Source organism: Sporosarcina sp. P33 (genome assembly GCF_002077155.1).
GTDB lineage: Bacteria > Bacillota > Bacilli > Bacillales_A > Planococcaceae > Sporosarcina.
Map to the genome: position 1 here is coordinate 193,692 of NZ_CP015027.1, position 24,452 is coordinate 218,143.

A 24,452-nucleotide genomic window follows, 5' to 3' on the forward strand; every position below is an offset into this window, starting at 1 on the left:
GGAGGTGCAGTTCGATTGGAAGAATCATTCGATTACAAGAACCTGCATGAAGAACGCTGGAATGCGATCACCCATGCAATCGGTTTCTTACTCAGCATACCTGCATTAGTCTTTCTGATCTTAAAAGGTGTGAAGCAAGGCACCGGAATCGCCGTCGTCAGCTTCACGATATTCGGCGTGTCCATGCTGCTGCTGTTCCTCGCGAGTACACTCTTACATAGTATGCCGGTCAAAGTGAAATCTTTTTTCGCTATTCTTGACCATTCCGCCATTTATGTACTCATCGCCGGGACGTATACGCCATTTTTGCTGGTCACCTTAAAAGGTGCGCTCGGCTGGACGCTGTTTGGCATCATCTGGGGACTGACCTTGTTCGGTATTTTATTCAAGATCTTTTTCATTCACCGCTTCGCAAAATTATCGCTTGCCCTGTATATTTTCATGGGCTGGCTGATCATTCTGGCGATTAAACCATTATATGACGCACTGCCGCCAGCCGGTATCTGGCTGCTCGTGATCGGCGGATTATTCTATACAGCGGGCTCATATTTCTATATGACGCGCCGTGTGCCGTATAATCACGCGATCTGGCATCTGTTCGTGATGGCGGGCAGTGCGGCAATGTACTTCAGCGTCCTTCTCTATGTGTAGAGAAGGGCGTTATTTTTTATCCCAAATTTGATACGTATACGGTGTGCCGTCCTGCGCATAGTGCGGCTCAGACTTGCTCGTTAATGTATAGGTTTCTTCATATTCCGGGAAAAACGTGTCGCCCGGATAATGTTTCTCGATGATGGTGACATACAGTCTGTCTGCTCCGTCGTCCATCGCCATTTGGAAAATCTCAGATCCGCCAATGACCATCACTTCGTCCGCGTAATCTTTCGCAAGTTGTACCGCGCTCTCCATATCGTGCACGACCGTAACACCGTCAGCTTCATAACTTGGATTGCGTGTAATCACGATATTTAAACGGCCTTTTAACGGACGGCCGATCGATTCGAACGTCTTGCGTCCCATGATCATCGCCTTGCCCATCGTTTTCTCTTTAAAATACTGAAGTTCTTCCGGAATATACCATGGCATCTCATTGTCTTTGCCGATTACCCGGCCGAGATCATGTGCCACTAATAATGAAATCAATGAAATTCCTCCTTATACTGCAATCGGTGCTTTGATTCTTGGGTGCGGATCGTAGCCTTCGATCGAAATATCTTCCGTCGTCAATTCAAAAATCGACCGGCCGCCGTAATTAACCTTCAATGTCGGCAGCGTTTTCGGCTCTCTCCTTAACTGCTCTTTTACCTGATCCATATGGTTCTGATATAAATGTGCGTCACCTAATGTATGCACGAATTCGCCGGCTTCTAAACCACATTCATGTGCAATGAGGTGAATGAGCAGCGCATAAGACGCGATGTTAAACGGCACGCCAAGGAAGACGTCTGCACTGCGCTGATAAAGCTGACATGACAATTTACCATCCGCTACGTAGAACTGGAACAATAAGTGGCATGGCGGCAAGGCCATATCGTCCACTTCCGCCGGATTCCACGCCGTTACGATGTGCCGCCGTGAGTCCGGGTTATTTTTGATGCTGTCAATCACCTGTGCAAGCTGATCGATGACGCCGTTCTCACTTTCCCACGCCCTCCACTGCTTGCCGTAAACCGGTCCGAGGTCGCCGTACTGCTCCGCAAACTCTTCATCAGCCAGGATGTTCTCTTTAAACGAAGCCAGCTCTGCCTGATAAACTTTCGCAAATTCTTCGTCTTTTAATACACGGCGGCCGAAATCAGTCATATCAGGACCCGTATACGCTTCGCTTTGTACATACCGCTCAAATGCCCATTCATCCCATATTGCGTTACGCTCTTTAATGAGCGTTCGAATATTGGTATCCCCTTTTATAAACCATAGTAATTCTGAGACAATCAGACGAAAAGCCGTCTTTTTTGTCGTTAACAAAGGAAACCCCTGCGCCAAATCAAAGCGCATCTGATAGCCAAAGACACTGTACGTTCCGGTGCCCGTGCGATCTCCCTTTTTCGTGCCTGTATCCAGAATATGTTGACAAAGATCTAAATATTGCTTCATGCTTCAAGCTCCCTCTTCTGAAATTACACCTATTATAACATTGTTTGCCCTTGTACAAAGAGAAAGACACTAGAACCGGGGCACAAAAAACACACCCCGGAACGGCTGCTTACGAAAGCCATTTCGGTGGTGTGTTTTTGGACCAGTAAATATCGCCTACTGAGTGGTGTGCAACAAATCCGTCTTCCGCTGTGTGGTAGTGGAAGTTGTAAAAGTATCCGTCAATGGGACGTTTTTCCGTCCGGACATGAAAGCGGATAAGATCCTGATTTGCCGTTTGATCATGAACATGGAAAATCTTCTCTGCGTAATCGCCGGAAGGCTGCTCGGTAATCGCAAGACGGCGATCTGCTGCATTATGTACAGTAGTTTGAATTACTGATTCAATTCTCGGAAAAATCTCGGTATCAAATTCATGCTGAATGACCGGGCCAATCCGCTGTCCGAACTTTTCATATGACAATAACCGTGCATGGTCGACCAGCTGCTGATCTTCTGCTCGGCTGCCAAGCGCAAGTACATCGTCCGCTTCGCTGCGCAGTTCCAGTGAATACGCTGTGCCTTCTGCGCGGGCGCCGGTTTCATTCGGTTCGTGTTTGTCTTGCAAGCTTGTCCAAATTTCATGATCGGGTGTAATGACGCCCAGTGTCAGTACGGCGACGGATGCAATCATCAGCCGCTGTAACCATCGCTTCATATTCGTCACTCCTTCAACATTCCGTCATACATCTTGATAACTCATACGAAAAGCATCACAAAAGGTTTCATCTTTTTCTATTTCATTGTACAATAAAGTCAAACTTCAATCATTCTTTTCACAAAATTGTTCTTTGATTGCAAGTTAAGCGGATGGAAACCAACGCGCTACATAAAGGAGGTCGCAACAATGGATGTTAACTTACTACTGGGTATCGGTATGCTTGTATTGACTCTATACTTGAGCTCCCTTAACTTTACACATTGATCCTAAAGCGGTGAACGCCGAAAAAGACAGTATGGGCAAAAAGCTCATACTGTCTTTTTCTGTGCGCGCTATTGCATCCCGCCGCCGCGCCAGCGCAGCTAGTTATCACTTCTCCAGCACACCGTAGTGAACTTTCGTATAGGACCGTATTTGCTGATTAAAGCCGAAGCGCTCAAACACCGGCGACTGATAGTGGTCTTTGAGCACCACCCGGCGTCTGCATACACGCACTGCTTCTGTCACCCACTCTTCTGTTACACTGTTTGTCGCGCCAATTTCACGCAGAACTTCAAAGTTAGCTGATTCCTCGATGGGTGTGGTGAACATCGGATCGAGAAAGACGATATCGCGGGAATTGTCCGGACAAGATTTTAAGAATGTGACAGCTTCCGAATGAATGACTTCAATACGTTTCATTGCCTCTTGCAGGAGCGGAAAGTCAATCGGAAAGCTGTGCAGACCGGTCTTTGTCAAAAATGCGATGACTTTATCTGCTTCAATTCCTTCCACCGTTCCGTCTTCTCCTGCTATGCTGGCCGCGATGATCGCGTCCGAGCCGAGTCCTAAGGTGCAATCCAAAAATGCATCTCCCGGCATAAGACCGGAAGCTGCCGCGAGCGGATCAGTTTCACCTTTCTCTATACGCTTCAGACGATACGTTGCAGAGTTCGGATGAAAAAAGAATGGTTGTTCGCATCCTCTTTTATAAAACGAATAGCGGTCCTTCCCCGCCACCAGGACATCACATTGATAGATGTCCTGCAGTTTGGGGATGGACCGCTTTTTCCGTTCGACGGCAGGCGCCTGCAATGCGTCCGCTGCGTGTTTCACCAGTGCAGCTGACTGTTCATCAGGACGCCCTGCTGTCGTAATGATCACGTTCATTGACCGACGACTTTCGTCAGGACATCGACGAGGTGATCTTTAATTTGGTCTTTCTGGAAGTTCTCAATTTGCTCACGCGGAATAAAGTAGACCACTTTGCCTTGATCCCAAATGGCAATAGATGGTGAGCTTGGCGGAATTTCCGGGAAGTACGCGCGGAATGCCGCTGTCGCTTCTTTGTCTTGTCCCGCAAAAACGGTAAATAAGTGGTCAGGTTTCACTTCCTCCACTGCCTCGCGAACAGCGGGACGTGCCAAGCCTGCCGCGCAGCCGCACACAGAGTTGATGACAATAATAGCAGAGCCTTCCAGACCCTCTAATGTACTGTCAACTTCCTCAGCTGTTGTCAGTTCTGTAAATCCTGCAGTTGTCAGTTCTTCGCGCATCGGGGTTACAATCCCGCGCATGTATTCATCGTATGCGTTCATGTGAATATCTCCGCCTTTCATAGTGTTGTATGTTTTATACCGTACCGCTTTTAATAGTAAAGCATATATTCAGTAAATGCCAAGTATCGAGATTCAGGACGGTCAGTTCCGTTCAGTGATAACGATTTTATCCAACGCTTTCACTTCGTATTGCCCGCCCTCCAGAGAAAATACGGCTTCACACGTTATTCGTACCGGATCACTGACTGTTTCCTGATGTTCATCGGCATACCCATACGACGGATCAACGTACATCCGCTTATAGAGGGAGACTTGTGTGTCCGCTGTAATGGGAACATGTACATAGTGATCGGACTTTTTTGCTGCTGATGCCGTACTGACAGCTATGTTTTCCAGTCTGCCTACTGAATTCAAGAAAAACTCCTCTTTAGAAGATTGATTCTTCTTAAATACATAACTGTACAATGTTTCACCGAGCCGCCAGCAGAGATCTTCCATGCTCTGCTGCAAAACTAGCAGCAGCGAGGACTTTACGCAGTCATTCATTACGAATTCACTGTAATATTCTTGTGCCGCCAGAAACTCCTTCACACTATTCTCTAATTGTAATTGCGGGAATTCTTTTTGCAGATCGGTGTGCAAGACTTTTTTATTTCTCTTATCTGCCGCAAAGTCGGCGAAGTTATTTGTAATAAAGAAATATTGGGCAGATTCGAGGTGATGTTGTTCTTTAAAAAGCAGCAGACTTTCCCAAAGCAGCCCATCTTTAAACTCTTGTTTTCTGTTTTCAAACGGCTTAAGCCCGTCAAAGTATCGTGTAAAGACTTTTTCATACACTGCAGAGTCCGGTTTGAAAACAGTGAAATTTTCATTCAGCTGTTTTTCGTACCGTGTCAGCAGCAGGTCCGTCTCAAACATCCGCACCGGACTCTGCTCATTCCATTCCTTTAGCCTGTTGACAGACTGAATTTTCATATTGTTACTGGAGATGATGTCTTTTGCATGGTCAATCAATTCTTTACTGACAATCTCCGGAAGAATAATTTCACAGTCATCATTCCTATGTACATACCGCAGCAGCTCTTCAATATCCGGGTTAAAAGTGAATTGTTTATCGAGAATATTAGTATCCAAGAAAATATATGTTTTCACTGCACAAGCCCCCCTTTCTTGATCATGCTCTTCCTGTCATAACGATAACATATGAATGAAAAGCAATTATAGAATATTGTAATGAGTCATAAACAGGTACGTTTACAAATGAAACGACATGCGGCAATTAAAAACTGTACAAGCAACAGTTTCCAAGCCGCTTGTACAGATATGCTTTCACATTACTTCATAAATCGCTCAATCATTTCCCGTGTCAGAGTAAAGCGCGGGTCGACAGTATTCCCATCCACTTCCTCCACCCCCATCAGCACCGTTATGATCCGCTGCCCGTTAAACACCCCGCTGCCGGTAAAGCAAGAACCTGCTGCGTCCGTATAGCCGGTTTTTAATCCATCCATTCCCTCCATTTGCATACGCATGCCGGGTAACAGTAGATTCGTGTTCCACATCGTCATCCCCTGTCTTGACGTAAAACTCGGCATCTTCGTAAATTCCAGCACTTCGGGATGTTTTTTGATTAAGCGATCTGCCAAAACAGCAACGTTATGGGCGGACGCCACATTGTTTTCGCTTGGATTTCTCCCTAAATAGAAACCATCTAAGCCGTGCGGGTTGTAAAACATTGTGTCCTTCATGTTAAATGCCTGCGCTTGTTCATTCATCATTGCGACAAATTTTTCTTCTGTGCCGCCCGCAAGTTCAGCAAGGGCAAGTGCCGCATCATTTGCGGAAATGACCGTCATTGCGGTAAACAGTTCGCGCACAGAATAGTTTTCATTCGCTTTCATGCCCAGCTTGGCTGCACTCGCAAACTGGCTTAAGTTCAGTACATTTTCACTCGGCTGATACATCGTATCCCAGGTGAGTGTGCCGTTTTCAATTGTATTCAACACGATATATTGTGTCATTAACTTGGTCATACTGGCAATCGGCAATGGCTTTTTACTGTTTTCCTCATAAACTACCTTCCCTGTCTCCGCGTTCAGCAAAATCATCGCATCGGAGGAAACACTCCACTCCTGCACGGTTTGCTGTGAATCTTTCCATTCCGTAATGACCAGATACACACTGATACATAAGAGCAGAGCGAATAACAGCTTTTTCATACATTCACCTTCCTCAACTGTCTATTATGCAGCAGAAGTCTGCACAATAGTAGCGGTTGTTTCTGAAGATTGTATGAAGAATACGCAATAAAAACACCTATGGCGGAAATATTTTTCACATGTCGATTTGCTTTCGTATTCCTTTCACCGCAGCCCAGCAAAGACTTACAAAAGAATTCAGTTGAATTTCATCATGATGGGCATAATGGCTACTAAGAATATCCAATGGAAAAGAGGCAATGTAATGAAAACAGGCTGGAATATTTTTAAAATGGATTTGCACCATATTCGTAAAAATTGGGTAGCCGCCTTATTAATCGGAGGGCTGACCGTACTGCCTTCTTTGTACGCCTGGCTAAACATCTATGCGACGTGGGATCCATATGGCCATACAAACAACTTGCCTGTTGCGCTTGTCAATGAAGATGAAGGTGCGATGGTTCGCGGCAAGCGGATTGATGTCGGTGCCGAATTGGTGAAAAATCTGCAGGACAATAAAGATATGGATTGGTCATTTACTGCAAAGCAGGACGCGATGGACGGTGTGGAATATGGCGATTATTTCGCGGCGATTATTATTCCTAAAGACTTCTCCAGAAAACTGGGAACAGTCATTGCGGGTGAGCCTGAAAAAGCGGAGATCAGTTATTATGTCAATGAAAAGCTGAATTCTATCGCCCCAAAAATCACAGAAAAAGGAGCTTCTGTCATTGTAGATCAAGTGAGCAGACAGTTCATTTCCACGGTCAACGGTGTCGTACTCAAATTGTTTAATGAACTTGGAATCGAGATTGAGAAAAACTTGCCCGATATTAAGAAGTTCGAAGAATATGTTTTTGACCTTCAAAATCAACTGCCAGCTATTCATCAGACACTCGAAGGGATCGTAGCCGATGCGAATTCTGCCCAGCACATTATTAACAAAGCGCAAAAGCTGTTGCCTGAGGCGAAACAAACCACTTCCGCAGGTCTGCAAACCGTAAGTAACACAATCGATCAGCTGACATTAGCACAACAGCGCCTTGAAACAGCCGCACCACGCATCAGGACAGATCTTGAAAAAATAACGGCTATTACAAATGAAACCAATGACTTTTTGAAACAGATTCAGCAAACAACGCTGGACTTCACTGAATGGGATCGAACAAAACAATCAATAGATGCCCGGGTGACAGCGAGTATGGAAAAGCTGGATGGACTTGAAGCGGATCTGACGAATATAAAAACGGCAGCTGAGCAGCTGAATACTCAGCAGACAGGTGATGCCAATCCGCCCCTGCCTATAGATGGCGCTTTAGAAAAAGTGAAAGACCTCAAAAATCTGTTGAATGAACTGCAGCAAAATGCGCATTCGATAAATTCTCTCGTGCAGGGCGAAGAAGAACGGCTGAAAAACAGTATAAATGATCTGCAAAAAATTGCCGAAAATACTTCTATCAAGGCCAATTCATTTCTGACGGAATATACGGATACCATCGAGCCGTTGGTCCGTAAAGAAATCGCCCAAGCGCTGAAGACGTTATCAAGAGCGAACTCGCTGTTGAAGGAAGTACAGAAAACCATTCCTGAAGCAGAAAAGGTATTACACAGCACCAATCAACAGTTGACTGACGGAAAACAGCAAGCCGAGAAAGCGTTGAATCAATACCCGTACGTCTACGATAAAGTGAACCGGCTCGCAAAACGGATCAGGGACATTCAAGGAGAGACAGACATTAACGAAATCATCGACTTGCTGCAAAACGATCCAGAAGCTGAACGCAGTTTCTTTGAAGAGCCGATTATTCTGAATGAAACAAAGCTATTTCCTATTAAAAACTACGGGACAGGAATGACACCGTTCTATACCGTACTGTCGATTTGGGTCGGTTGTTTATTGCTCATTTCTTTGCTTTCTACAGATATTCACAGGGAAGGTGCGTTTACGGCGAAGCAAATTTATATCGGACGGCTGCTGACGTTCCTGACAATCGGTTTCGTACAGACGCTCATTGTAACGGCTGGTGATATCATTCTTCTTGGTGTAACAGCCGATGAGCCGATAGTCTTCATGCTGTTTGGACTCTTCATCAGCATCGTGTTCATGTCTATCGTCTATACACTCGTTTCGGTATTCGGGGACGTCGGCAAAGCGATGGCGATTGTGTTGCTGGTGCTGCAAATTGCCGGCTCAGGCGGCACGTATCCAATTATGCTGCTTCCTGCGTTCTTTCAATGGATCAATCCCTTTCTGCCATTCACCTATGCGATTGATTTAATGAGAGAGGCAGTTGGCGGGATCGTCTGGGCCCGCGCTGTAAAAGATATTTTGTTCTTGGCGGGTATTGGCGTCTTGCTGATCATATTTGGTGTAATATGTAAGGAGAAAACGAACAAAGCTACGAACCGGCTGTTAGCTAAATCACGGGAGACAGATTTGTTTCATTAAACTGGCGAATCGCCGTGACTGTAAAATTCCGGATCCTGTCCATCGCAAAACCTTCTTACGGTGTAAGGAGGTTTTTTGGCATGTACTCCATGCAGCTAGGTAATGATACATTTTTGGTTGTTTTTATTAAAAGGACATTCTAAATTTTTACAAATGATAGGTCTAATTATTTACCGCCTGTGATATAGTATATTTGGTTTAATAGTGTAAGAGGAGGGATATTTATGAGGAAAATGCAAATCATGATCGTAACGTTCGTATTGTTATTCTCTTTGGCGCCAAAGAAGGAGGCATCTTCTCACATATTTACAGACGTGCCGAAAAATCATCCGAATTATTCGGCGATTATGTATCTGGTGGAACAAGGTGTACTCACTCCGCAAAAGCGATTTGGCCTCAACGATAAGGTCACGCGGGAGGAAGTCGCGATCATGGTTGCCAAAGCGACGGGTCTGGACGGCACAAAAACGAAAACGAAGTTTAAAGATGTACCCGCGGGCAGATTTTCATCAGGATACATCAATTCTGCAGCGAAGGCGAAAATCATTAACGGCTATCCTGACGGTACATTCAAACCGACACAGAACGTAACGAGAGGTCATATGGCTGCTTTTATTGCAAACGCATTTCATTTAAAAGAAGAGAAAAACATTACATTCAAAGACGTACCGAAAGGCTCCACTTCTTACCATGCCGTACGTAAGTTAGCACATGCCAACATCACGTCAGGCTACCCAGACGGCACGTTTAAGCCCAATCAAACACTCACCCGTTCACACATTGCAGCGTTTATCGCAAGAGCAATGGATCCGTCATTCAGACCGGTGCCGCCTGTTCCAGTGACGCGCGGTATTAATTTTTCTATGAACTTGAGCCAAGTGAAGAAGATCGAAGCATCATCGCCGGCAGTCTTTATGGGGCAGTTTCACGAAGGAAATCTGGTCGCACTTGTGTACAGAGTCACGAAATACGGTTATAACGCTGAACTTATTTATATTTTCGAAAACAATAAACTGAGCGCAATTGCTTATGATTTTCTCGCTGATGATACGTATTATCACAGTTCAGATGAAATCGAAACAATTTATGTCATCCTGAATGACAATGCGAAAAACGAATTAGGCACTCCCTTGTATGAAGGCCAGGAAGGCTATACAGAATTCATCTCCGTTTGGGAAAAGAAAGGGTATCATGCCCTGCTGCAAGTTCATGACAAAGAAGTATATACGTCCGGTGAATTAATATTTATGCCGTACTAATACAGCAGAAGTAGAAAAATAGATATTCTATACGCCACATTCAAAAAATCGTATGAAGCAGACGCGGTAATCTGCCCCATACGATTTTTCTAGTCAGAAGTTCTTTATACCGGTTTGATAGCCGAATAGCTAGAGTACGTTTTGTAAAGACTGCTGTTCTATCAGTATAAAATAAGCTGCTTTTTACGTAAAAACCGCACTTTTATTAATCAGCCGGCGCAACACCCGCCACTTCCCCACGTCCATCCCGCACAAACGGAATATGAAGCAATTCGATTTTCTGTTTTTCGTCTGTAAACTGAACATTCCACCGGGTTTCTATAAAATTCAGCAGTTTCAGTCCGCGCGCAAGAATACCTTCCGCATTCCAATCCGTTTCCAAAGATACTTCGATTTCAGAGTGTGATCCGTCGCTGTATCCTCTTCTGCCATTAGTTTTCGATGATTTTTTGTTTGGAAAACTAGTATTCTGCAAAGAGGAATTTACACTTTGTGACAGCGGCAAAAGATTTCCGAGCGAACCGGACAATATCTTGATTTCAGCAGCAGTATAGCTTTTGAACTGATTTTTCCAGTAATCGTCAGCAGGAGTCTGCGGAAGAATATGTTCGATGGAAACCTTATCTTTTTCAACTTTGGTAAATGGGGTCCAACCGATTTTTTCAATGCCTGTTTTTCTCGCTTTTTCATATTCATACTCATATAAAACATACCGAATATCCCGCCAGCCATAGAAACCGTCTCCATTTGCAAAACGGTTTTCGGTACGTGTGATAAAGTTTTTGACAGCACTGCCCATTCGTTCATCAGTAATTTCGGTTAATGACTGAGTCACTTCTTCAATTGACAGTTCTCCCCTGTATAAACTGCGTGCTTTCCGGTAATAGTCACTGCTTTTAAAACTGGACTGGAAAACACCCATCCTGAACATTACAAATATAAAGCGCTCAATCGTTTTATACAAATCAATTCGCTCAGACTCTGCAACTTTCGTCTGTAAAGAAAGTGCAACTGTCACCAATGGCCTGAAATAACCAATTCCAATACGATTCAGTCGCTCCAACCAGATTTTTTCTTCGCCGGAAAACTCTCCATATTGCGGGAAATAGGAATAGAACCAGTTTTCAGCCGTATGTTTCAAACTGTTCACGTATTCTGTAATATCCTCTGGCCGCAGCTTATTGTGCTCTGCCTTAGTTTCCTCTTCTGCAGGCAGCAGATTTTCTTCATCTTCCTTCATTACTTCAGGACCTGTACTGTCCGGCACTTCATCTTCCACTGCTACTTCATATTTTTCAAATATTTTCTTGGAAGAGAAATAATTCAGTAAGAAATTAATATAGTCATCCCCTTTTTTACGGGTATATTTAAAATACAAAATCCAATGTGCCCGTAAAAACTCATCATCTGAGAGCGGAGACTTCTGGTTTCTGCCAAGCTGATAATATACTTCTTTCCACGTATCATTTATGCGATTTCTTAAGGCTGTTTTATCCATTCCATCCAATTGATCTTCATCATAGAGCGTTGTTAAATAAATCAGCCGATTTTTGAGTAATTCGAGATTCGTCAGTTTTTTGCCGCGGTTATTCATCGTCTCGAACGCGATGAAAACATCGTAGTCTTCTTCTATTTCATGGATATTGAACATCAATTGCTGCGTCAGTTTACGGAACAGAGTTTCGATACCTTCCACGCCGTCTTCTTCATACAGTTTCTGCAGGCACGCAGAGAAAAAATCCTTGGCATATTTCAGGTTTTGCGTATAGTATGTCTCGTTAATCGTACCGCTGTAGGGTTCGTCAAATACTCTGTGAATTAAATATTCAGCGCTTGGATTGTCCGTCTCATAACCGAATAAATACGTTGTGATCAGATTCTGCGGCGGACGCTTCTTAGAAATATATTTCGTGCGTATGGACTGCAGTGTTTGATAGCAAATTACAATGTCTTCTTCATTTTTACCGATATTACATGCATGCCGTTTCACAAAAGATACCATTTCATTGATCAGGATAGAAAAAGTAGTGATCCGCTGCTGGCCGTCCACGATATGATACGCTTTGTATCCCGTATCAAGCAGCCACGTATCATTTCCCCAGTTCTGCGTCTCTTTCCGCGGAACCGCTTTTAATGACAGCATGCCGGTATAATGAAATCTTCCCTCCCGCAAATTCATAATATCTTCCCAAAAATCAATTAGCTGACTTCGTTTCCAAGCGTATCCCCGCTGGTAATCAGGGATACGGAATAACTTATTTTGAAATACTTCTGATAATGATTGCAGATTACTCATTGCGACACTCCCCTAAAGTCATGATAGGAATAAATTTTCTATGTATAGAAGCTTATATAAAAGGACGGCACTGTTTGTTCTATTATACGAGTATGTCTGCTATTTGCCAGATGAATCGGCCGAATTCCGCGAACATTCCTGGTGAAATATTCCCTCTGTCTGCATTTAAAACTATGCTTACACATCCTGCGCTTTTACATTTCGGTGGAATACTTCCGGCTTCTGCTGCCTTTTAGACGAATTCAATGTATGAAAATCCAAATAGGAATGCAACATATGTAGTGACGTCTCTTTTTTATATTTCCCCGCTATTCCTGCAGCGTACAGACGGAGAATAGCGGATAAATTTTCAAAATGACTACATCGATTTTAGGAATCCCTGCATTTGTAAGTTCTCGTACGGTTATATAAGGAATTGTCATTACTTACTCCATAAAAATAACCTCCCGCCATGTCGGTTAACGACAAAGCGGGAGGTTAAACAGAACCTGTCAATTTTTTATGATACAGATCCTTTTCAAGATACAGCGAAACTGATTATTCCGTGTATCCTTTCATTTGCTGCTGAGCCTGACGCACTAATCGCTTTGTAATTTCTCCGCCGACGGATCCGTTGGCACGCGATGTGGAGTCTGGTCCTAGCTGCACGTTAAACTCAGATGCAATCTCTTCCTTCATCTGGTTGATCGCCTGTTGTACTCCAGGAACTAAAAGCTGGTTTGAGTTGTTATTGCTGTTGCTGTTTGGCATGTTGTCCACCTCCTTGTGACATTAGAATGCTCCACATTTGAAATATCATACTGGCAATGCATGGAAATATATTAAGGATTGCTGAACATCTGCACTTGCCCAGACAGCGCGGATTTCTAAAAAAAGCACCTGCGCAGAAACGTTCGCGGCTGCTTCTTCACTCGCGATTGTTTCTGACACAAGTACTCTTTTTAAGTACATGATCAAATACTTTTTATTCACCTGTTTTAGAGAAGCGTTCAATCCGGGCACCAATTTCATCGCGTACACGCTGGAAGAATGCCCATTTTTCCTCTTCTGTTCCTTCTGCTTTTGCAGGGTCGTCAAAACCCCAATGAGCTTTTTTGATATGAGGCGGCGTCACCGGACACTTATCAGCAGCATCTCCGCAAAGTGTAACGATAAAATCTGCAGCAAATAAAATTTCCTGGTCTATCTCATTAGAAGTTTGATTTGAAATGTCAATGTTTACTTCTTGCATAGCTTTCACTGCATTCGGATTTACGCCCTGAGCTTCAATTCCTGCACTAAGAACCCGCCACTCTTCACCAAGAATCTTTTTGCCCCAGCCTTCAGCCATTTGGCTTCGGCACGAATTGCCTGTGCATAAAAAGTACAGTGTTTTTTTAGACATAATGATATTCCCCTTTTTAATTTTTCTTTAAAAATGCTTTCATTCAATTCCTATCTCCCACGTACAAGCAGGTTCTTTAATTCCTATGCATTCATATAAGTCCGTACTTATATGAATTAGATTATAACAGAATCCCCGACTTCACTCATCAGCCGATTGAGTCTATTCCGTTTTTACCTCTTCCTTAGTACCGATATTTTTTCAATAATAAAAGAACAATAGCAGTCAATATTTTTTGATACCGCTTCAAAAATATTCAAAGCAGTCAGTCTTCCGTAATAAATCAATAAAATTCTCCTGATATTTACCAACTAGCTTACAATTTTGAGTCAAATTTGTAACATTACATTCCTGCCTATCGATAGGTTGTACAATCGATGTACATCAATTTTCGTTAGGAGCCTGATTATGAATAAGAAACGTTTATCCTGGGTTGATGCCGTCAAAGGGTTTTTAATGATTCTTGTCGTTATTGGTCATTATCCTGGAGAGCTTGATTTTCCATTTGATCAGTATATCTATTGGTTTCACATGCCCGCTTTTTTTATTTTAAGCGGCTTGTTATTTAAGCCGGCTGCGGAAAAAGGTTTAATGAAACAGTCGATAAAAAAACGATTTATGCAGTTGATTGTCCCTTACTTGTTTTTCCTGGTAAGTATTACACTGATTCGCTACGGCATAGAGATTAGTTCAGGTAATCTGGATTTTTCTTGGTACGTAAATGATCTTTGGACACTTGCTGTCGGCGGACGTTTTGTGCGTGGTGCGTACGGTGTGTTCTGGTTTATAACTACACTTTTCTTTACGTATGTAATTTTCTTATGGATGACTAAATATTTTAGCCGCACGAAACAATTTGTGATATTGGCTGTCTTTTACAGTATTGCCCACGTTGAAAGCGTATTTGCGATGCGCGTCATTGACGGCACGCCATCTTCTGCGTCCCAAACGATTCCTATGATTTGGAACATAGATGTTGCACTCATCGCAGTCGTCTATTTCGCCTTTGGTTATTATATGAAAAACATTTGGATGAAAGTATCCAGAGGCTGGCTGCTGGCTGGATTAATTGCAAGTATCACAGCGGTTTTACTTGATAGGAGTCATGTGATTGACTATCATCTGAGCATGAAGTTTTTGCGTTATGACCACTTTATTTTGGATTTGATCATTCCGCTTTCATTCACACTTGTAATAGTCGGGATTTTCCAGCTCGTCGCCTCTAATTTGTCTTTAACATGGCTGCAAAATATCGAGAAGCATTCGTTAACGATTATGTATTTGCACATCTTTACAGATAAATTGTTAAACGATTATATTACGTATGGCATTCTTGGGTACACAGCATTTGGAATTACTGTGCCAATTGCACTTTCAGTCATTATACAAAATTTTATACCGCACGGAAAAGTGCTCCTTGGCGGATTTTCACAAAAAAGGATGACTGCGAATCGCGCAATAACTGAGTAAGGCACTTCTCCTATTTGCAGTGAATATAGAAACGAACGTAACGAACTGCGTCACCGTTACACAAAATTAAAAGTACTTGTGCAGGAAACATTCATGAATGTTTTGACACAAGTGCTTTTTTCATTTTATTTCTCTTAACAAATCGCATATATTTCATTTGGTCCAGCAGCATTCTTACATGCGGGATCAGAAGATGCCCCTGTGATGTTTAATTTATAAATTGAGTGTACTGAAAATTCTTTAAACAATGCGTGCATCGCCCTTTTTTAGGGTAGTAAGAGAATATAGAGGAAAATAGTGAGGTGAGTTCAATTGAAGCAATCTAACGAGCAACCTATTAAAAAAAGTGCTTCTTTACCAGCTGGCGAATTAAAAAAAGTTGTAGATTACTCCATGTTTACATTCGAATCAACAGAACAGGTTGAAAAATTAACAACGATTATCGGACAACAACGCGCACGTTCTGTCATGAATTTTGGACTTCACGTCAATAAACCCGGTTATAATATGTACGTCTCCGGAATAGAAGGAACCGGAAAAACAGCTTTTGTAAATTCGGTCGTAAACAGCTTTTCCGACCGGGAAGCTGAACTATACGATTGGTGTTATGTAAATAATTTCGAGGATGAATATAAACCGAAAGTGTTGAAATTACCTGTCGGAGTCGGCAAGAAACTGCAAAAATCTATGGAAAGTCTTGTGAATGACTTGAAAGTAGATATTCCTAACCGTTTTAAGGAAGACAGTCAACAAAAGAACCGTATTTCAATCATAAATAAATATAAAGAAAAAGTGGAGAAAGTATATAAGGAAACAGGAGAAATTGCGGCTGAATCAGGGTTTATCCTCAAGCAAAACGGTTCGACAGTTCTGACCATACCAATGGGCGAAGATGGACAGCCGATCAGTGAAGAAGCATATAAAGCATTAGACGAAAAACAATTGAAACATATTGAACAAAGCTCTGCTCAACTGCAAGAGATCATACGGGAAGCTACGAAATCCATCATACAATTTGAGCAGGAGCTGAAAAAGCTATTAGCAGACTTTGACCACAAAACTGCTTTAATGGCAATAGATTATCATATTGACGAGTTAAAAAAGATATATAAAGATTGTCCTGATGTGATCCATTATCTAAAGGCTGTCAGAGAAGATCTGGTAACTAATTTTCACGCGTTTCTGCCTCATGAACCTAAAAAAGAAGAAGAGCATCTTGGCATACTTTTTAAAGATGAACAACAAGCGTTTAAAAAATATACTGTCAACCTGCTTGTCGACAACAGTGAAACGTCAGGCATGCCTGTCATCACAGCGGATAATCCTACGTTTTATAATTTAATCGGCAAGGTAGAATATGAAAATCGGATGGGTCTGATGAGTACTGATTTCACAAAAATAAAACCTGGATATCTTCATGAGGCAAATGGCGGGTATATTATCATTCAAGCAAAAGATATTTTTTCAAAAACCCAGGCCTGGTCAGGATTAAAGCGAGCGTTATTGATCCATAAACTGCAAATTGAAAATCTGGGAGAACACGCAAGCATGATCGCTACCGCCTCAGTTAATCCAGACCCCATTCCGCTTGATGTCAAAGTAATTATTATTGGAAATATGAGCATTTACCAAATTCTTTACAATGGCGATGAAGATTTCCGTAAACTCTTTAAAATTCGCGTGGATTTCGATACCGAAATGAAGTACAACCAGGATAATATTACAGGGCTGATAAGTTTTATTCATACGCAGTGTAAAATGAATGGACTCCGGCATTTTGATCCGTCAGCTGCAGCAAAAATTATTGAATACAGCTCACGTATTGTCGGGCATCAAAACAAATTATCGACACGGTTTAATCTGCAGGCAGAAATACTGTATGAGGCGGATGCATGGGCAGACATGATGGGCGATGACATCGTGTCTGCAAAACATATTGAAAAAGCCATTAATGAAAAAAGATACCGCTCAAATTTATATGAAGAAAAGATACAGGCAAGCATTGATGAAGGAAGTATTCTGATTGATACAGAAGGAGAAAAGATCGGACAAGTTAATGGCTTAGCAGTTTATGACTTAGGACAATACCGTTTCGGCAAACCTTCGCGAATTACAGCAACAACTTTTATGGGAAAGAAAGGCTTTGTCAATATTGAAAGGGAAAGCCAAATGAGCGGCAATACGCATAATAAAGGTGTGTATATATTAGGGGGATATTTAGGGCAAAAGTTCGCTCAAAAATATCCGTTAGTTTTGACAGCGCATATTGCATTTGAACAATCGTATGGCGGTGTCGACGGTGACAGCGCCTCAAGTACAGAGCTGTACGCAATTCTGTCAAGCCTGGCAGAAGTTCCAATTGATCAGGGGCTGGCTGTAACCGGCTCCGTGAATCAAAACGGCGAAATTCAGCCAATAGGCGGCGTCAACGAGAAAATAGAAGGATTTTATAATGTATGTAAAAATAAAGGGCTTACAGGCAAACAAGGTGTGCTGATCCCCCACCAAAACGTAAAAAATTTGATGCTGAATGACGAATTGATTCAGGCAGTCCGTGATGGTCAGTTCCATATCTATAAAGTGCAAACTATAGAAGAAGGGATAGAAATATTAACAGGAATTCCAGCCGGACAGCCGAATGAACACGGCGACTATGATAAAGAAACTGTATATGGAAAAGTTGCTGAAAAGTTACGGATGTTTATGGAACTGGCGAAGGAGCAGGAGAAGTGATTGCCCCTTCTGTGTATAAGGAAACACTATTGATGTAAAACATTTAGATGTTTGTAACATAGACATTCTTGAACAGGATCATCCTTCGAAAATTAAAAAGCAAACAAATTAAAGGTTTGTTTGCTTTTTAGTTCTGCTTGAAGTTTTCAACCATATTAGAAATAGGTTCTTGATATTTTTCCTTATATATTGTGAGCCAGCCCCCTCGTTATAATTAACATATGCCAGGACCTGTCCCCCATCTCCCGTCGCGCTCATTTATTCAATTTTATCATCCAAACCAGAAGATCTTGAAGAACTGCAGTATGAAGTGTGTAGTATATGTACTGCCCTTTCTTTTCAGATGTGACAAGCCCCGCATTTCGCAAGATCGTTAAATGATTGGAAATGCTGGGCTTGCTCATCTCGAATTGGTCGTGTATTTCACTGGCAGACAAAGAACCTTTTTCGCTGAGAATGGTTAATATGTTACGCCTTGTTTCATCATTTAATGCTTTAAAAATTTCGTTCAAAGTGAGTTCCTCCTCTGCTGAAAGTGTAATTAGATTATTATCTAATTAGGTATTCAACTAATTATATACCAATCTAATAAATTAAGAAAGTCTTTTCTGAATACTTATATGAATAGTGAATTAATCTCAATTGACCTTCCCGTTAAGATTCTATAACCCTTAATAATTCTCCCTGTTTTGTCTGTATTGTTTCAGCTTTCATTTGCAGGATTAACTGTTTGACGAGATCATACCGTGCCAGCCTTCCTGCTTTTCCTCCTATTCAATTATGTTTTACATTCACTTTACACAGTCGCTTTGTAAGAGTGAAAATTATGTATGCCGTTTAAGAATCTGCAGTATATCTTTATTTCATTTAAGTAGACAAAAAATCCGCAAGAAGAATTACTTCCTGCGACCGGTATTATAAAAAAATAAGGACACTCGATGTACCATGCTACATAACTTTCACTATTAAGGACATCATAAGTTGTGTCGAATAAAAAAACCGACAAGCATTGAGGTGATAGGGATGAAAGAAAAAAACTCCAATTCAGACAAGTATACGGTTGCAGGCACGAATATTGAAGAAGTAAAAAAGCAAAATGCAAACTCCGGTTTAACGTACAATGAGATCTATGAAGTACTAGCAAAAAAAATCGAAAGTGGGTCTGAACTAGATCATAAGTAACTACGTAGAGATAGAAACCACACCATAACCGTACACAAGAAAAACAGTTCTAGTCAGAAGAAACATCTGATTAGAACTGTTTTAGTTTATATGAGCATAACAGTTGAACGAAGAACAGCAAAGTCATCTCGCTTTTTTCCCTCTATTAAAAAGCTTCTCGTTGCAATAACGAGAAGCCTAAAGAGCAGTCATTAGATCCATTACACTTTACGGCTTGCCCGGCCCTTTCTCACTTGGTGTTACGGTCTTGTCAGATTTCTCCTGTTCAATCAACTCCATTAGGGCCGATCGATACTCATCCGTATATTTCGCCGCATCAAATGTCGTAGTCAATTGTTCGCCTAACGCTCGGTTAGGCGAAGCTTTGGCGCGCTTCCCCGTTTTTTCGCTCGGTTCGCATACACTTTGGCGCGTTGCCTCCCCCTGCACGAATACAAGAAAAAGACCGTCGCTAATGGCTTTCAGCAACAGTCCTTTTATCAAGTAGTGGAATGCTTGTATCTACATGCGTACTTTCAATAAAATGTCACTTCAAATGCTTATCAAAAAACTCGATCATCGCATGATAAAACTCAATTCGATTTTCTTCATTTCGGAAGCCATGACCTTCGTTTTCTTTAAGCATATATTCCACATCAATGCCTCGCTTCTGCAAAGCTTCTACGATTTGGTCCGATTCAGCTTGGTTGACACGTGGATCATTTGCACCTTGTGCTACAAATAAAGGTGTTTTAATTTTGTCAACGTGGAAGACGGGTGAGACAGATTCCAACAATTCTTTGTCATTGACTGGATGGCCAACCCTTTTATATAGTTCATTCCGAATCGTTTCCCAATATGGCGGCATGGTTTCGAGCAGCGTAAAGATATTGGAGACACCCACATAGTCTACAGCTGCAGCATAAAGATCCGGGGTGAAAGTGATGCCGGCTAAGGTCGCATAGCCCCCAAAGGACGCCCCGTAAATTCCCACCCGATCGGGATCTGCGATACCTTGATCGATGGCCCATTGCACACCGTCCGTAATATCATTTTGGATCTTTAATCCCCATTCCTTGTTGCCCGCATCAGTAAATGCTTTACCGTAACCAGTCGAAGAACGGAAGTTCACTTGAAGCACTGCGTATCCGCGGTTGGCAAGTAGCTGCACTTCCGGATTGAAGCCCCACACATCCCGTGCCCAAGGACCGCCATGCGGATTGACGATAAGCGGCAAATGTTCCACTTTTTTATTTTTTGGCACTGTCAAATAGCCATGGATGGTAAGCCCGTCCCTGCTTGTATAGGAAATGGGGTGCATGTCGGCTAATTGATCTTGATCGAGCCACGAAGAGAGTTCCGTCAATTTCGTCAGTTCATCTGTTGTCGAATCGTAATAGTAGTACGTGCCATAATCTTTATCACTTGAAACAAGTACAATAAATTTGTTCATATCTTCATTATAATCCTTAAGCGTCAGTTCGCTTTCATCCACTTGAAGTTCGTCTTTCACCTTGTGGAAAATGCGTTCTAATTCTTTATCGAAAAACTCATAATGCGATTTGTCTGTTACATACATGCTTGCTGCAAGTGCATCTTTTTTCTTATTGTAGAGAGTGTTCGTCACGTCTGCCTGTGGGTGGGAATAAAGGACTTTCTCATTTGCATCTAAATCGAACACAACGACTTCCATCTTATCCCGACCTTTATTGGATAAAGCATAAATGGATTGATTATCTTTTGAAAATGCGATTGGTGAAATGACATCACTTTCTTCTGTTTGGACAAACGGTTTGAAATCATCCTCTTCCGTTTCTCGATAAAGAATTGTACTATCTACACCATCCGTTTCAATCGCAATTCGGATTTTGCCGTCATGGTCTGCGAGCCAGTCGGTAATATTGCCGGGGTTTTTCGCCACATGGTCTAGGTCACCCGTTTTAACATTCAATCGGTAAACATCAAAGACCGTCGGATCGTCTTTATTCAAGCCAATAAGAATTTCATTTTCAACACCAGATAAGTTGCTGATCAATTGCACTTTGGCACCCGGATAAGGTGTCAAATCCCGTTCTTCCTGGCCATTGAATCTGGACGCATAAATATGAAAATTTTCATCACCACCGTTATCTTTCAAATAAAGGATGTGATTATCCTTCCAGAACGACGAAGCGACGTCCCGATCGGTTGAGCTCGTCACCCGAATAGGTTCATCCTCCTTATGCATCTTTTTGACAAAGACATTCATTCGGTTCTTCCATTCGGAACTATACGAGATATACTCACCATCCGGCGATATTTGATAACCGAAGTCTCCTGGGTTTTTCATGAAACCTTCTACGGAGATTTCTTTTACCCCTTTATTGTTAACTTCTTTTGAAGCAATTTCCTTTGCATTATTAATAATGCTTTCCATTTCTTTAGCAGTTACGGTTTCATCCTCTTGGCTGTAAACCTTTAAAAGCTGATAGATTTGTGCAGAATGCATATAATCTGCTGCGGACTTCTCCTGTTCCTCAATCTGAAGAGCACGGACTAAGATTTTAGCGATTTGACCCTTTGTGATTTGTTCTTCAAAATCCAATCTATCTGCCCCAACCCACTGCTGAACGAGCTCATCTCTCATTTCTTTTGATCCATGCTGGTACGTTAGTTCATTTAAAGCGAATTGAATAAAGTCATGAACAGACACAGTATCATTAACTTTCATATTTCCCGCAACACCTGCAGTCTCCCAGCTAAGCGACCGAACCATTTCATTGGTCTTGGCACCGAGTGGATAGGATACAAGAAGTGCGGAAGCCATTGCTGCTAGTAAAGCTTGTTTTTTCACTGGTTAATCCCCCCTTTTCTGTAGTAATAATTGCGGTAATGTAGTATGTTTCATTGGCTTGTTTTCAATACAGAAATATGTCGGGAATGAGCTATATGACATGCAGTCATGTTAGATGCAGTTGGTGCTGCTTTGGCGCACCCTTCCGAATCAGGCAAAATTTTGCGGGAAGTTCCATTATATGCGGCAATGTATAATGAAGGAAAAGAAAGCGGTGTATTCACTAGCAAAGACAATGGGGTCGAACAGGTGAACATCTATTACACGATCCCTGGTTTCGATAGGAAGACACTAATGATCATTATTGCTCTTATCACGCTGGCGGTTATTTTCACTGTTTTGTATATAGTAATCAGCCGGATGTTGAAACCGATCAGTCGGCTAACCCATCTGATGCATTCTGTTTCAGAAGGAGATTTGACTGTTCGTTCATCTGCTTATTATTTAATGGGCAGGGATTCCATTAAGAAAAATAAGTAGCGATTACTATAAATGGGTGCTTTAATCGTATAGCATTGTGGAAGGATAAGTAAGTGAACCTTATAAACGAAGGGGCGATTTATAATGAAAGAACAACTCATGAAAATGCTTGAGGATAGAAAAGAAGAAATGATTCAAATCCGACGTTATTTGCACGAACATCCTGAGTTATCCTTTGAAGAGGAAAAGACAGCGCAATATATCATCGATTTTTACAAAGGAAAAGATGTTGACATTCAAACAAATGTTGGGAATGGCTACGGGATCATCGCTACGATCAAAGGTGAACGCCCCGGTAAAACAATTGGTCTTCGTGCGGACTTTGACGCACTGCCCATCCATGAGGAAACAGATGTACCATTCAAATCAAAAAATGAAGGCGTTATGCATGCTTGTGGACATGATGGACATACAGCGTATTTACTCGTTCTGGCGGATTGTTTGATTCAACTGCAATCAAAGTTGTCTGGGACTTATAAAATAATTCATCAGCACGCGGAAGAAGTACCGCCTGGTGGCGCCAAAAGTATGGTTGAATCCGGACTTCTTGACGACCTGGATGCGGTATATGGCATTCATCTTTTTCCAACAAATCCTGCTGGAGATGTGGGTTACTGCAGCGGCTATACAATGGCAGGCCGTTCCTTTTTCAAATTAAAAATACAAGGTGTCGGTGGGCATGGATCGTCTCCTCATCTAGCAAATGATGCGATTGTAGCGGGTGCGCATTTCGTGACAGCCGTTCAAACCGTGATCAGCCGTCGATTGAATCCGTTTGACATGGGCGTGATAACCATTGGATCCTTCGATGGTAAAGGGCAATTTAACATCATCAAAGATTCTATTGCAATTGAAGGTGATGTACGTTATATGACCTCGGCTACACAGAAATTGATCGACAACGAAGTACATCGAATCGTAAAGGGCATTGAAGAAGAATTCGGCGTTACATGCGAACTGGAGTACGTTCCGGATTATCCCCCACTTTACAACGATCCTGAAATCACAGCCGATGTTGTAAAGACCATTGAAAATTCGAGTGAACCAGAAATTCATAAGATCGTTGAATTTCCACGTTTCTCGGGATCAGAAGATTTTGCATACTACGCAGAAAAATTCCCGGCTTGCTTCTTCTTTATTGGCAGCAAACCGAAAGGCGCAGAAAAAGCATATTTTAACCACCATCCGAAATGGGATATTGATGAAGATGCCCTACTTGTTGCAGCAAAAGCAGTGGCAGAAGTTGTTTGCAGTTATAATAAATAGGATAGCAACAAAAGACTAGCTAGGTGTGGCCAGTCTTTTGCCTTTCTTGGGTACTCAATCCTATTTGAAGGTCATGATGAGCTTATATTGCGTTACTCATTAGAAGCTATAGGTAACATTGGGACATTTAAAAAATTTCCGTGAACTAGGAAGAACTGTAAATGAAAATCTGCAAAGTCCTGAGAGTCCAATAATAGGAAGCAACTCCCAAATAAATAAGAATGGACGCTTGCGTTGATCTTCCGTAAGATTTTTTATATCTTTTCGCAAAGCAATAAAGAACAAAAAGAGCACTACACCCGCTACAACCAGTTTAATAGCCCCTGCCAACACCCATCACTTCCTTTCAGTAAAAAAAGTACCCGTGCAGAAAACTTTCGTGTTTGTTTACACATTCACGTTTGTTTCTTGTACAGGTACTTTTCACTTTTCATTCACAGTGCCTGTCTTCCTGGAATCAAGAACAACCTGTTTATCAAGTTTTGCAGCCACAGCAATTTTCTCAACTTCTACTCCCATTGCTAAGAGACTTTGAGCCGTTCTATTCTTCTCTTCCTCTGCCTTTTGAGTTGCTTTCTCCATAGCCTT

Annotated in this window: 23 protein-coding genes; 8 read left to right on the top strand and 15 right to left on the bottom strand. The window is 42.1% G+C overall.

All coding sequences use genetic code 11. The features are described 5' to 3' along the window. Positions 1-15 precede the first annotated feature (15 nt). A complete protein-coding gene (locus SporoP33_RS00970) occupies positions 16-651 on the top strand; it encodes a PAQR family membrane homeostasis protein TrhA (RefSeq protein WP_081242008.1) in 636 nt (211 codons plus the stop codon). A gap of 9 nt (positions 652-660) precedes the next feature. Here SporoP33_RS00970 and SporoP33_RS00975 read toward each other — a convergent pair whose 3' ends face one another. The 7 genes from SporoP33_RS00975 to SporoP33_RS01005 form a co-directional block, all read right to left on the bottom strand. Further along, complete coding sequence (locus SporoP33_RS00975; RefSeq protein WP_081242009.1) at positions 661-1,143, bottom strand: dihydrofolate reductase; 483 nt, start codon at positions 1,141-1,143, stop codon at positions 661-663. Between the two features lie 12 nt (positions 1,144-1,155). Continuing rightward, positions 1,156-2,097: a thymidylate synthase gene (locus tag SporoP33_RS00980; protein ID WP_081242010.1), complete on the bottom strand. Its 942-nt coding sequence runs from the start codon at positions 2,095-2,097 to the stop codon at positions 1,156-1,158. A 109-nt stretch (positions 2,098-2,206) separates the two neighbouring features. Continuing rightward, positions 2,207-2,794 (bottom strand): YpjP family protein, encoded by a 588-nt coding sequence (locus tag SporoP33_RS00985; RefSeq protein ID WP_081242011.1) that lies wholly within the window; start codon positions 2,792-2,794, stop codon positions 2,207-2,209. Between the two features lie 372 nt (positions 2,795-3,166). Further along, complete coding sequence (locus SporoP33_RS00990; RefSeq protein ID WP_081242012.1) at positions 3,167-3,946, bottom strand: class I SAM-dependent methyltransferase; 780 nt, start codon at positions 3,944-3,946, stop codon at positions 3,167-3,169. Continuing rightward, the gene (locus tag SporoP33_RS00995) at positions 3,943-4,374 is read right to left on the bottom strand and encodes a BrxA/BrxB family bacilliredoxin (RefSeq protein WP_081242013.1); all 432 of its coding nucleotides are present in this window, start codon (positions 4,372-4,374) and stop codon (positions 3,943-3,945) included. The genes SporoP33_RS00990 and SporoP33_RS00995 overlap by 4 nt, the downstream gene beginning before the upstream one ends. Before the next feature lie 102 nt (positions 4,375-4,476). Then, a complete protein-coding gene (locus SporoP33_RS01000) occupies positions 4,477-5,487 on the bottom strand; it encodes a PIN domain-containing protein (protein WP_081242014.1) in 1,011 nt (336 codons plus the stop codon). A gap of 182 nt (positions 5,488-5,669) precedes the next feature. Continuing rightward, positions 5,670-6,554 carry a D-alanyl-D-alanine carboxypeptidase family protein gene (locus SporoP33_RS01005; protein ID WP_081242015.1) on the bottom strand — a complete coding sequence of 295 codons (885 nt, stop codon included), beginning with the start codon at positions 6,552-6,554 and terminating at the stop codon, positions 5,670-5,672. 244 nt (positions 6,555-6,798) lie between these two features. Between SporoP33_RS01005 and SporoP33_RS01010 the strand changes: the two genes are divergently transcribed. Continuing rightward, a complete protein-coding gene (locus tag SporoP33_RS01010) occupies positions 6,799-8,982 on the top strand; it encodes a YhgE/Pip domain-containing protein (protein ID WP_081242016.1) in 2,184 nt (727 codons plus the stop codon). A 224-nt stretch (positions 8,983-9,206) separates the two neighbouring features. Continuing rightward, positions 9,207-10,241, top strand: coding sequence for an S-layer homology domain-containing protein (locus SporoP33_RS01015; RefSeq protein WP_081242017.1), 1,035 nt, complete (start codon positions 9,207-9,209; stop codon positions 10,239-10,241). A 205-nt stretch (positions 10,242-10,446) separates the two neighbouring features. Here SporoP33_RS01015 and SporoP33_RS01020 read toward each other — a convergent pair whose 3' ends face one another. The 4 genes from SporoP33_RS01020 to arsC form a co-directional block, all read right to left on the bottom strand. Beyond that, positions 10,447-12,537 (bottom strand): DUF262 domain-containing protein, encoded by a 2,091-nt coding sequence (locus SporoP33_RS01020; RefSeq protein ID WP_081242018.1) that lies wholly within the window; start codon positions 12,535-12,537, stop codon positions 10,447-10,449. A gap of 537 nt (positions 12,538-13,074) precedes the next feature. Beyond that, on the bottom strand, positions 13,075-13,287 hold the full coding sequence (locus SporoP33_RS01025; protein ID WP_081242019.1) for an alpha/beta-type small acid-soluble spore protein: 213 nt from the start codon (positions 13,285-13,287) through the stop codon (positions 13,075-13,077). A gap of 45 nt (positions 13,288-13,332) precedes the next feature. After that, positions 13,333-13,488 (bottom strand): hypothetical protein, encoded by a 156-nt coding sequence (locus SporoP33_RS15850; RefSeq protein ID WP_155961280.1) that lies wholly within the window; start codon positions 13,486-13,488, stop codon positions 13,333-13,335. A 13-nt stretch (positions 13,489-13,501) separates the two neighbouring features. Beyond that, positions 13,502-13,921 (bottom strand): arsenate reductase (thioredoxin), encoded by a 420-nt coding sequence (gene arsC, locus SporoP33_RS01030; protein ID WP_081242020.1) that lies wholly within the window; start codon positions 13,919-13,921, stop codon positions 13,502-13,504. A gap of 408 nt (positions 13,922-14,329) precedes the next feature. On the opposite strand from arsC, the gene SporoP33_RS01035 reads away from it, so the two are divergent. Together SporoP33_RS01035 and SporoP33_RS01040 are read left to right on the top strand one after the other, a co-directional pair. Next, positions 14,330-15,391, top strand: coding sequence for an acyltransferase family protein (locus SporoP33_RS01035; protein WP_081242021.1), 1,062 nt, complete (start codon positions 14,330-14,332; stop codon positions 15,389-15,391). 312 nt (positions 15,392-15,703) lie between these two features. Then, positions 15,704-18,124, top strand: a complete 2,421-nt coding sequence (locus SporoP33_RS01040) for an ATP-binding protein (protein WP_196796826.1) — start codon at positions 15,704-15,706, stop codon at positions 18,122-18,124. Between the two features lie 254 nt (positions 18,125-18,378). Here the strand turns inward: SporoP33_RS01040 and SporoP33_RS01045 are convergent, their stop codons facing one another. Then, positions 18,379-18,636, bottom strand: coding sequence for an autorepressor SdpR family transcription factor (locus tag SporoP33_RS01045; RefSeq protein WP_081242022.1), 258 nt, complete (start codon positions 18,634-18,636; stop codon positions 18,379-18,381). A gap of 511 nt (positions 18,637-19,147) precedes the next feature. On the opposite strand from SporoP33_RS01045, the gene SporoP33_RS16170 reads away from it, so the two are divergent. Next, positions 19,148-19,306 (top strand): hypothetical protein, encoded by a 159-nt coding sequence (locus SporoP33_RS16170; RefSeq protein WP_099662740.1) that lies wholly within the window; start codon positions 19,148-19,150, stop codon positions 19,304-19,306. Positions 19,307-19,513: 207 nt separating this feature from the next. On the opposite strand, the gene SporoP33_RS16550 is transcribed toward SporoP33_RS16170, so the two are convergent. Both SporoP33_RS16550 and SporoP33_RS01055 read right to left on the bottom strand, forming a co-directional pair. Further along, positions 19,514-19,789: a hypothetical protein gene (locus SporoP33_RS16550; protein WP_155961282.1), complete on the bottom strand. Its 276-nt coding sequence runs from the start codon at positions 19,787-19,789 to the stop codon at positions 19,514-19,516. 43 nt (positions 19,790-19,832) lie between these two features. Beyond that, complete coding sequence (locus tag SporoP33_RS01055; protein WP_231293274.1) at positions 19,833-22,118, bottom strand: S9 family peptidase; 2,286 nt, start codon at positions 22,116-22,118, stop codon at positions 19,833-19,835. 108 nt (positions 22,119-22,226) lie between these two features. On the opposite strand from SporoP33_RS01055, the gene SporoP33_RS01060 reads away from it, so the two are divergent. Continuing rightward, the gene (locus SporoP33_RS01060; RefSeq protein ID WP_081242024.1) at positions 22,227-22,598 is read left to right on the top strand and encodes a HAMP domain-containing protein; all 372 of its coding nucleotides are present in this window, start codon (positions 22,227-22,229) and stop codon (positions 22,596-22,598) included. Positions 22,599-22,682: 84 nt separating this feature from the next. Further along, the gene (locus tag SporoP33_RS01065) at positions 22,683-23,864 is read left to right on the top strand and encodes an amidohydrolase (RefSeq protein WP_081242025.1); all 1,182 of its coding nucleotides are present in this window, start codon (positions 22,683-22,685) and stop codon (positions 23,862-23,864) included. A gap of 423 nt (positions 23,865-24,287) precedes the next feature. On the opposite strand, the gene SporoP33_RS15855 is transcribed toward SporoP33_RS01065, so the two are convergent. Continuing rightward, positions 24,288-24,446, bottom strand: coding sequence for a hypothetical protein (locus SporoP33_RS15855; protein ID WP_155961284.1), 159 nt, complete (start codon positions 24,444-24,446; stop codon positions 24,288-24,290). Between the last annotated feature and the right edge of the window lie 6 nt (positions 24,447-24,452).